10 protein-coding genes and 2 pseudogenes are annotated in these 9,320 nt (G+C 61.9%); 7 read left to right on the top strand and 5 right to left on the bottom strand.

Going from position 1 to position 9,320, the window contains the following annotated elements:
• Window positions 1-9 precede the first annotated feature (9 nt).
• Window positions 10-1,263 (bottom strand): serine hydroxymethyltransferase, encoded by a 1,254-nt coding sequence (locus ACNQPL_RS15640; protein WP_346613581.1) that lies wholly within the window; start codon window positions 1,261-1,263, stop codon window positions 10-12.
• A gap of 329 nt (window positions 1,264-1,592) precedes the next feature.
• On the opposite strand from ACNQPL_RS15640, the gene ACNQPL_RS15645 reads away from it, so the two are divergent.
• Window positions 1,593-2,633, top strand: a complete 1,041-nt coding sequence (locus ACNQPL_RS15645) for a low specificity L-threonine aldolase (protein ID WP_416467195.1) — start codon at window positions 1,593-1,595, stop codon at window positions 2,631-2,633.
• Window positions 2,634-2,768: 135 nt separating this feature from the next.
• Here the strand turns inward: ACNQPL_RS15645 and ACNQPL_RS15650 are convergent, their stop codons facing one another.
• From ACNQPL_RS15650 to ACNQPL_RS15665, 4 genes and pseudogenes are all read right to left on the bottom strand, one after another.
• Window positions 2,769-3,506 (bottom strand): methyl-accepting chemotaxis protein, encoded by a 738-nt coding sequence (locus tag ACNQPL_RS15650; protein WP_416467200.1) that lies wholly within the window; start codon window positions 3,504-3,506, stop codon window positions 2,769-2,771.
• A gap of 126 nt (window positions 3,507-3,632) precedes the next feature.
• Window positions 3,633-4,712: pseudogene (locus ACNQPL_RS15655) on the bottom strand (cache domain-containing protein); the annotation flags it as partial.
• Between the two features lie 191 nt (window positions 4,713-4,903).
• Window positions 4,904-5,206, bottom strand: coding sequence for a cell division protein ZapA (locus ACNQPL_RS15660; protein ID WP_346613577.1), 303 nt, complete (start codon window positions 5,204-5,206; stop codon window positions 4,904-4,906).
• Window positions 5,203-5,433 (bottom strand): hypothetical protein, encoded by a 231-nt coding sequence (locus tag ACNQPL_RS15665; RefSeq protein WP_346613576.1) that lies wholly within the window; start codon window positions 5,431-5,433, stop codon window positions 5,203-5,205. Before ACNQPL_RS15665 ends, ACNQPL_RS15660 begins: the two co-directional genes overlap by 4 nt.
• A gap of 292 nt (window positions 5,434-5,725) precedes the next feature.
• On the opposite strand from ACNQPL_RS15665, the pseudogene ACNQPL_RS15670 reads away from it, so the two are divergent.
• The 6 genes and pseudogenes from ACNQPL_RS15670 to ACNQPL_RS15695 all read left to right on the top strand — a co-directional run.
• Window positions 5,726-6,481: pseudogene (locus ACNQPL_RS15670) on the top strand (MCP four helix bundle domain-containing protein); the annotation flags it as partial.
• Window positions 6,473-7,336, top strand: coding sequence for a methyl-accepting chemotaxis protein (locus ACNQPL_RS15675; protein WP_416467201.1), 864 nt, complete (start codon window positions 6,473-6,475; stop codon window positions 7,334-7,336). The pseudogene ACNQPL_RS15670 and the gene ACNQPL_RS15675, both read left to right, overlap by 9 nt.
• 208 nt (window positions 7,337-7,544) lie before the next feature.
• Window positions 7,545-8,000 carry an REP-associated tyrosine transposase gene (locus tag ACNQPL_RS15680; protein WP_416467196.1) on the top strand — a complete coding sequence of 152 codons (456 nt, stop codon included), beginning with the start codon at window positions 7,545-7,547 and terminating at the stop codon, window positions 7,998-8,000.
• Between the two features lie 555 nt (window positions 8,001-8,555).
• Window positions 8,556-8,825 carry a hypothetical protein gene (locus ACNQPL_RS15685; protein WP_416467197.1) on the top strand — a complete coding sequence of 90 codons (270 nt, stop codon included), beginning with the start codon at window positions 8,556-8,558 and terminating at the stop codon, window positions 8,823-8,825.
• A gap of 4 nt (window positions 8,826-8,829) precedes the next feature.
• Window positions 8,830-9,102 carry a DUF3077 domain-containing protein gene (locus ACNQPL_RS15690; RefSeq protein WP_416467202.1) on the top strand — a complete coding sequence of 91 codons (273 nt, stop codon included), beginning with the start codon at window positions 8,830-8,832 and terminating at the stop codon, window positions 9,100-9,102.
• Between the two features lie 92 nt (window positions 9,103-9,194).
• Window positions 9,195-9,320: transposase (locus tag ACNQPL_RS15695; RefSeq protein ID WP_416466447.1), on the top strand; the 126-nt coding region annotated here is incomplete at its 3' end.

Genomic DNA, 9,320 nt, shown 5'->3' on the forward strand with positions numbered 1-9,320 from the left:
TTACTCCACTCAGCGGTAAACAGGGAAGTCTGCGCACAGGGCGGCGACGTTTTTCGCCACATCGGCTTCAACGTCGGCGTCACCGAGGTTGTCGAGGATGTCGCAGATCCAGCCGGCCAGTGCCACGCACTGGGCGACCTTGAAGCCGCGGGTAGTAACGGCTGGGGTGCCGATGCGCAGGCCGGAGGTGACGAACGGCGACTGCGGGTCGTTCGGCACGGCGTTCTTGTTGACGGTGATGTGCGCGCGGCCCAGGGCGGCGTCGGCATCTTTACCGGTGAGGCCCTGGCGGATCAGGCTGACCAGGAACAGGTGGTTGTCGGTACCGTCGGATACCACGTCGTAGCCGCGGTCGATGAACACCTGGGCCATGGCCTGGGCGTTTTCGATGACCTGTTTCTGGTAGCTCTTGAACTCAGGCTCCAGCGCTTCCTTGAAGCACACGGCCTTGGCGGCGATGACGTGCATCAGCGGGCCGCCCTGGGCGCCCGGGAACACGGCAGCGTTGAGCTTCTTCTCGATCTCTTCGTTGGACTTGGCCAGGATCAGGCCGCCACGTGGGCCGCGCAGGGTCTTGTGGGTGGTGGTGGTGACCACGTCGGCGAACGGGATCGGGTTCGGGTACAGGCCAGCGGCAACCAGGCCGGCAACGTGGGCCATGTCGACGAACAGCAGCGCACCCACCTTGTCGGCGATGGCACGGAAGCGTGGGAAGTCGAGGGTCTTGGAGTAGGCCGAGAAGCCGGCAACGATCATCTTCGGTTTGTGCTCTACCGCCAGGCGCTCGACTTCGTCGTAGTCGATCAGCCCGGTATCAGTGTTGATGCCGTACTGCACCGCGTTGTACAGCTTGCCCGAGGACGACACCTTGGCGCCGTGGGTCAGGTGGCCGCCGTGGGCCAGGCTCATACCGAGGATGGTGTCACCAGCCTGCAGCAGGGCCAGGTAGACCGCGCCGTTGGCCGAAGAGCCGGAGTGCGGCTGGACGTTGGCATAGTCGGCGCCGAACAGCTGCTTGGCGCGCTCGATGGCCAGCGCTTCGACCTTGTCGACGTGTTCGCAGCCGCCGTAGTAACGCTTGCCTGGGTAGCCTTCGGCGTATTTGTTGGTCAGGCCGCTGCCTTGGGCCTGCATCACGCGCTTGCTGGTGTAGTTCTCCGAGGCGATCAGCTCGATGTGATCTTCCTGGCGCTGTTCTTCGGCATTCATCGCCGCCAGCAGTGCGTCGTCATAACCCTGGATCTGGTCTTGCTTGCTGAACATCGTGTTTCTCCCGGCAGCGATCGTTTCTTGTCTGTAAGGCACTGTGGCCCTTTGTGGCGATGGTATGACTGGCCGGGGTGGGTCAGATGCCTGCGCACGCCTTGCAATGGCGCGTTTACGACATTGCCGTTGGTGTCGTTCACACCGGCCCTATCGCCGGCAAGCCGGCTCCCTCAGCGTCCTTAGGCGCCTGGGGCACTGTGGGAGCCGGCTTGCCGGCGATAGGGCCGGTGTGAACAATCGATAAATTCAACCGCTACACAGTTGTATAGGCAACCGCTGAATCGATGGTTTAGAGTGCTGTTCTGCGTCGTTCACAGGACCGTGTCATGACAGATAAGAGCCAACAATTCGCCAGCGACAACTATTCCGGCATCTGCCCCGAAGCCTGGGCAGCCATGGCCAAGGCCAACATGGGCCACGACCGCGCCTACGGCGACGACCAGTGGACCGAGCGTGCATCGGAATACTTTCGCAAGCTGTTCGAAACCGACTGCGAAGTGTTCTTCGCCTTCAACGGTACCGCCGCCAACTCCCTTGCCCTGGCCTCGCTGTGCCAGAGCTACCACAGCGTCATCTGCTCCGAGACCGCCCACGTCGAAACCGACGAATGCGGCGCGCCGGAGTTCTTCTCCAACGGCTCCAAGCTGCTCACCGCGCCCAGCGTAAACGGCAAGCTGACGCCTGAGTCGATCCGTGAAGTGGCGCTCAAGCGCCAGGATATCCACTACCCCAAGCCCCGCGTGGTCACCCTCACCCAGGCCACCGAGGTAGGCACCGTGTACCGCCCCGACGAGCTCAGGGCAATCAGCGCAACGTGCAAGGAGCTGGGCCTGAACCTGCACATGGACGGCGCGCGCTTTACCAATGCCTGCGCATTTCTCGGCTGCAGCCCGGCCGAGCTGACCTGGAAGGCCGGTGTCGATGTGTTGTGCTTTGGCGGTACCAAGAACGGCATGGCGGTGGGTGAGGCGATCCTGTTCTTCAACCGGCAGCTGGCCGAAGACTTCGACTACCGCTGCAAGCAGGCCGGGCAGCTGGCTTCGAAAATGCGCTTCCTGTCGGCGCCCTGGGTCGGGCTGCTGGAAGACGGCGCATGGCTGCGCCATGGCAACCACGCCAACCATTGCGCGCAGTTGCTGGCGTCGCTGGTGAGTGACTTGCCGGGGGTGGAGCTGATGTTCCCGGTGGAGGCCAACGGGGTGTTCCTGCAAATGCCGGAGCCAGCCATCGAGGCACTGCGTGGCCGGGGCTGGCGGTTCTATACCTTCATCGGTAGCGGTGGGGCGCGGTTCATGTGCTCGTGGGATACCGAGGAAGCGCGGGTGCGGGAACTGGCGGCCGATATCCGCACGATCATTGTTGGCTGAGGGATTGCTGGGGCTGCTGCGCAGCCCATCGCCGGCAAGCGCGGCTCCCACAGATATCGCGCATGGCTTGAATCTTGTGCGGTCGGGGTGGGAGCCGCGCTTGCCGGCGATGGGCCGCAAAGCGGCCCCAGCAATCTAGAGTTTGAACCCACCCATCTGCCGCGCCAGATCATCCGCCAAGCCACGCAACGCCTGGCACTCCTCGCGGCACCCCTGCACTTCCGCCGCCGTCTCCCTGGCCAAATCAGAAATCCCCTGCACCGTGCGATTGATCTCTTCGGTCACCGCCGACTGCTCTTCAGTTGCCGTGGCCACCTGATGGTTCATGTCGCTGATGTGTTCCACCTGGTCGGTGATCGCCCCCAAGGACGCCCCCGTACGCTGGCTCGACTGCACACCACTGCCGGTCGCCTGCTGCCCCGCCTGCATCGACGTCACTGCTGAACCGGCCCCTTGCTTGAGGCGCTGGATCATCTGCTGCACTTCGTCGGTGGACAGCTGGGTGCGCCGGGCCAAGGTGCGTACCTCATCCGCAACCACGGCAAAGCCACGCCCCATCTCCCCTGCCCGCGCCGCTTCAATGGCGGCATTGAGCGCCAGCAAGTTGGTCTGTTCGGAAATACTGCGAATCACCGCCAGCACTTCATCGATCGAAGCGACTTCCTCGGCCAACTGGGTAACCGCCTGCGCCGCCTTGCCGATATCGCCCGACATGCCTTCAATGCCCTGAATCGAATGCCGCACCACCTCGCGCGCCTGCAGGGCTTCGTCGCGCGCCGCCTGCGAGGCCTGCGCAGCATCGCCGGCGTTGCGGGCAATGTCCTGCACGGTCAGGCCCATCTCGTGTACGGCGGTGGCGACCATTTCGGTCATTTCCTGCTGACGACCGGAGCGGTCGGCGGTGTTGTCCACAACCCGGGTCACCTGCTCCACCGCCCGATGCAGGCGCTCGGTTGTGCGCAGCACCTCGCCGATCAGGCCGCGTTGGCTGTCGAGAAAACGGTTGAAACCGCGGGCCAGGTCACCCAGTTCGTCCTCGCGCGAATCATCCAGGCGATGGCTGAGGTCGCCTGCACCGCTGCCAATCTGTACCAGCGCGGCAGTGACGCGGCGGATAGGCCGCACCAGTCCACGCGCCAGCAGCACCACCAACAGCAGCGAGAGCAGCGCCACACCACCACCGATCAAGGTGGTAAGCCAGACCGCCTGGTGCATCTGCGCGTAGATCTCGGCCTCAGGCACCTCGGCAACCAAGGTCCAGTTCAGGTCGCGCAGCGGCAGGCCCAGCGCCAGATAGCGTTCTCCATCGCGGGTGAAGCGGCTGGTACGCAGGCCCTGATCACCGCTCATCACCGCTTTCGCCGCCTGTGCATCGAGCTGCTCGACCAGTTGGCGCTTGCCGCTGAAGGCGTTGTCAGGGTGTACCTGGATCAGGCCGTCATTGCGAACCAGGAACACCTTGCCATGCTCGCCAAAGCTGAAGTCATGGATGAGTTTCGACAGCTCGGTCATGCGCAGGCCCATGCCGGCCACGCCGACCAGCTTGCCGTCCTTTTCCACCCGATAGTCGATGAACAGCGCCAGTTCGCCCGTGGCACCGTCGATGTCGATATTGATCAGGCGCTCGGCGCCGCCGTCGATGTAGCCGTAAAACCACTTGTCCTTGGGGTTCTCACGGCTGAGGGTACGGTCCAGGCCATTCTCGTTGTAGTAATGGCCGGTTTCGGTAGAAACAAACAAGGTGGTGAAGGCATGGTTGCGCTGCTTGGCAGCTTGCAGGTACTCGACAAAGCGTGGCGCTTCTGCAGGGTCTTCACCGGCTGCCAGCCAATCACGCAGCAGCGTGTTGCCGGCGATATCCGCCGCCGCCACCAGCGGCTGGCCGAGCATGCGCTCGATATCGTTGCGGATGGCTTCAATGCTGGCCGGCAGCGCCGTGTCGACCAGGTAGCGGTCGGTCAGGCGGTTGAGTGCCACCGTGAAGATAACGACTACTACCAGAATGCTGGCCAGCAGGGCCGCGCCCATGCTCGCGATCAACTGCCACTGGATACTCCGACGCCAGATACGCATGCCCATGCTCCCCGCCAATTATTGTTTTGGGGGAAGTGTATACACTTACGTATGCAGTTATTCCAGTGATCCAGGACAAGAGTACGGACCCTGTGGGAGCGGGCTTGTCCCGCGAACACGGGCGAAGCCCGTGCCATCCAGCGCGGTGCCTGCGTCGCGGGACAAGCCCACAGGGTATTCACCCAGCTCTCGTGCTTTTACTGTTCGGCCATGGTCCGAACAATTGCGTCCACCGTGGCGTCGATCTGCGCCTGGGTGCGCGCAAGCGTCTGCTGATGCTCCTTCTGCAGCTCAACCTGCTTGGAGCACAGGTTCAGCGCAGCCAGCACCAGCAGCTTGTCACCGATCAGGGTCGGGTACGAACGCTTGGTCTCGGCCAGGGCGGTGTTCAGCATCCGCACCGCCTGTGCCAGGGTTTCTTCCTGGCCTTCGGGCGCCTTGATCGAATAGTCGCTGCCAAGGATCGACACGACATTGACCGGCTGCGCGTGCAGGCTCATGCGTTGACGACACCTGCACTGGCGCGCTCAACCAGCGCCTGGATACGCGCGGCGGTGGCGCCGTTCTTTTCTTCCTGCTCCATCAGCGACAGTTGCAGGGTTTCGTTTTCTTCTTTGGCCTGGGCCAGTTCCTGGCCGAGGGTAGTGTTCTGCTCGGTGAGTTGAGCGTTTTTCTGCATCAGGTCGCTGACCAGTTGCTCGATTTGATTCAGGGAGGCTTCCAGCATGGGTATATCTCAGGTTGTTGCAAAGGGCGCACACGATAAAGAAAAGCGCGAGCCATCGCCATTAAATAACGGATTCACAAGGTTTCTTAGCCCGAAGATTGACAGGGTATCCAGCCCCTTGTTCCGGCCTGGGTCAACCGCCGGTCAGGTAAATAGATAGCTGGCTCACCTATTTGCGCGCTCACGCTCAAGACTGGCCGGTCACGACCGATAGCCAGGCAAGTCATATTCTGTCGCACCGACTGCGCCTTTCTCCCTTGCCTGGATTCCTCCCCCCATGTCTCTACGCAACATGAACATCGCCCCGCGCGCATTGCTAGGCTTCGCCTTGATCGGCCTGCTCATGCTCGGCCTTGGTATTTTCTCGCTGATGCAGATGGGCAACATCCGCCAGGCGGGCGTCGCCATCGAGAACATCAGCGTACCCAGCATCAAGACCCTCGATGAGCTGACCTCGCTCAACCTGCGCATGCGCACGCTTTCCTACCGCCTGCTGCTCAACCGCGAGCCGGAAACCCAGCGCGACACCCTCAACCTGCTGGACCAGCGCAACGCCCAGATCGACCGCGCCCGCCAGGCCTACCTGCCGATGATCGGCGCGGCCGACGAACAGGCCGCCTTCGACCAGTACAGCGAACTGCTCAACCAGTACCGCCAGCTGGAGTCGCGCATGCGCACCCTGAGCCAGGCCAACCGCACCGACGAACTGCGTGACCTGCTCAACCGCGACCTGCTGGCCAACTCCGAGCAGATCAACAAGGTCATGGACACCCTGGTGCGGATCAACACCGACCAGACCCGCGCCACCAACGAAACCGCCGCCAGCCAGTACGCCGCGGCCTTCGCCCTGGTGATCGGCCTGCTGATTGCCGCGGCCGTGCTGACCTTCGTCTGCGCGTTGCTGCTGACCCGCAGCATCGTCAAACCCATCGACGAAGCCTTGCAGGCTGCCGAGCAGATTGCCGACGGTGACCTGACCCATACCATCCGCGCCGAAGGCACCGATGAGGCCGCGCGCCTGCTGCGCGCGATGGCGCGCATGCAGGACAAATTGCGCGACACCCTGCAACTGATCGCTGGCTCCGCCACCCAGCTGGCGTCGGCTGCCGAAGAGCTGAACGCCGTTACCGACGAAAGCGCGCGTGGCCTGCAGCAGCAGAACAACGAGATCGAGCAGGCCGCCACAGCGGTTACCGAAATGACCAGCGCCGTCGAAGAAGTGGCGCGTAACGCTGTAAGCACCTCGGAAGCCTCCAGCGAAGCCAGCCGCTCGACCGGCGACGGCCGTGACCTGGTGCTGGAAACGGTGAGTGCCATCGAGCGCATGAGCGGCGATGTGCAATCCACCGCCAAACTGATCACCCACCTGGCCGAACAATCGCGCGACATCGGCAAAGTACTGGATGTGATCCGTGGCCTTGCTGACCAGACCAACCTGCTGGCACTCAATGCCGCGATCGAGGCAGCCCGGGCCGGTGAAGCGGGCCGTGGCTTTGCCGTGGTGGCGGACGAGGTGCGCGCCCTGGCGCACCGCACCCAGCAGTCGACCAGCGAAATCGAGCGGATGATCGGCAGCATTCAGGGCGGTACCGAAGAGGCGGTCGAATCGATGCGCACCAGCACCGAACGCGCCGAGTCGACGCTGAACATCGCCAAAGGTGCCGGCATGGCGCTGGACACCATTGCCGGTGCGGTCGCGCAAATCAACGAACGTAACCTGGTGATTGCCAGCGCGGCGGAAGAGCAGGCCCAAGTGGCGCGGGAGGTTGACCGCAACCTGGTGAACATCAATGACCTGTCGGTGCAGAGCGCAACCGGGGCGCATCAGACCAGCGCGGCGAGCGCTGAATTGTCGCGTCTCGCTGTGGACTTGAATGGGCTGGTGGCTCGCTTCCGCACCTGACATTGATGGGGCCGCTTTGCGGCCCATTCGCGGGGCAAGCCCGCTCCCGCAGGTACTCCGCTGCCCTCAGGCTCAGTGCAATACCTGTGGGAGCGGGCTTGCCCCGCGAATGGGCCGGCCCTGCCACCCAATATCCAGCAACCATTGCGCACCTCGAACTGACACCAGCTGACCTAGTGTTTCCCTGAGTCTTCAAAGGGAGCAACACATGGACCGTGCCCAATCCCACCTACTGCGCCGTGGCCGCTTGTCTCAGCCTGGCAGGCTCTATTTGCTGACCACCGTCACTCACGAGCGCAAACGCATCTTCACCCACTTCCAGTTAGCCCGCTGCGTGATCCATCAACTGAGGCAAACCGAGCTCGATGGACTTTGCCGATCCCTGGCCTGGGTGGTCATGCCAGACCATGTTCATTGGCTGATCGAATTACGAAGTGGCACGCTGTGCTGCTTGATGCGCAGGTTCAAGTCGCGCAGCAGTCATGCGCTATATCAACTCGGCATGCCGCGCCGGAAGGTATGGCAAGCGGGTTATCAGGACCATGCCTTGCGCCGTGAGGAGAGTGTTGTGCATGTGGCCAGGTACATTGTTGCCAATCCCATAAGAGCGGGGTTGGTTCGCCGTGCTGGCGATTATCCGCATTGGGATGCGGTATGGATTTGAGGGCCTCTTCGCGGGGCAAGCCCGCTCCCACAAGTACTCCGCTGCCCTCAGGTTCAGTGCAATACCTGTGAGAGTGCTTTGGCCAAAGCTTTGATGAATGACATCGAGATGGCCAACCACAGATTGCAGTGACCTCTAGGGCCTCTTCGCGGGGCAAGCCCGCAGGTACTCCACTGCCCTCAGGTTCAGTGCAAAACCTGTGGGAGCGGGCTTGCCCCGCGAATGGGCCGGCAGCCGTAAGACATTTCTGAATTTGAAACCAAATACTTCAAGATTGGGATACTTGGGAATTATCCTACGCGCGCTGCTGAAGTGTCGCTGTTGTCGGGGAAATGCCTCAGGGATAACGTTTTCGGGTCGCTTCGGCGACCGGGCATGAGAACCCGATATTTAGCTAGCAGCACCATTATGGTAGCCGTATGTGGGCGGGCTTTTGCCTGGCCGAGTGTTTGCTAGCTTCTATCGGCTTTCTCACACCTGCATACGGCTGCCACCCTCAATCCATGAGAAAGATTCAGGTGGTAGTTCCCTTTGTCATGAAGCTGGAATTACATCATGAAAAAGATCGTCCCAGACCCACCCCACCGCAAACCCATCACCACCCCCTTCTTCACCGTCCAATCCGACATGTACCCACCCGACGCCCTGGCTCACGTCAGCGAGCTACTGCGCGGCGTCATCGAAACCATCGACGAACACTGCCGCGCCCGCGCCGGCGAGCATGGCCTGAGCATGCTGAGCAATGCCATGCATGCCACCGAGATCGCGCACTCCCTGGTGGAGCATGTGCATGATCGGCTTTATGGCCAAAAGGCAGAGGGATGACGATATGGCGGACGAAACCAAATCCACGGCCACGATCGGTGCAGAAACGTTCCTCGAAGTGGGTAACCCGCCGATTGACCTGTTAAGGGTCCAGCCGGGTATTCCCATCGATGATGCCTATGAACAGGTCTCGGTCCTGCTGGGCTACATCAAGCATCTGGTTCGAGAGGGAGATATCGAGGATGACCACAAGTTGCTGGGCGCTGCGGACTACCTGAGTGCTTTGGCCAAAGCTTTGATGAATGACATCGAGATGGCCAAGAACAGATTGCATTGACCTCTAGGGCCTCTTCGCGGGGCAAGCTGAACTGGCTTAATGATCCCGGACACCTCTTAAGGGCGATATGATTCGCCCAATCAGGAGGTTCCATGCAAGAACGAAAAACCTATACCCGCGAGTTCAAGCAACGTGCTGCCAGCATGGTTCTTGATGACAACGGCTCGATTCCAGATGTTTGTGCGTCGATGGAGGTCGGCCCTACGGCGCTGCGCCGC

The sequence above is a fragment of the Pseudomonas sp. LFS044 genome, assembly GCF_047978245.1.
GTDB lineage: Bacteria > Pseudomonadota > Gammaproteobacteria > Pseudomonadales > Pseudomonadaceae > Aquipseudomonas.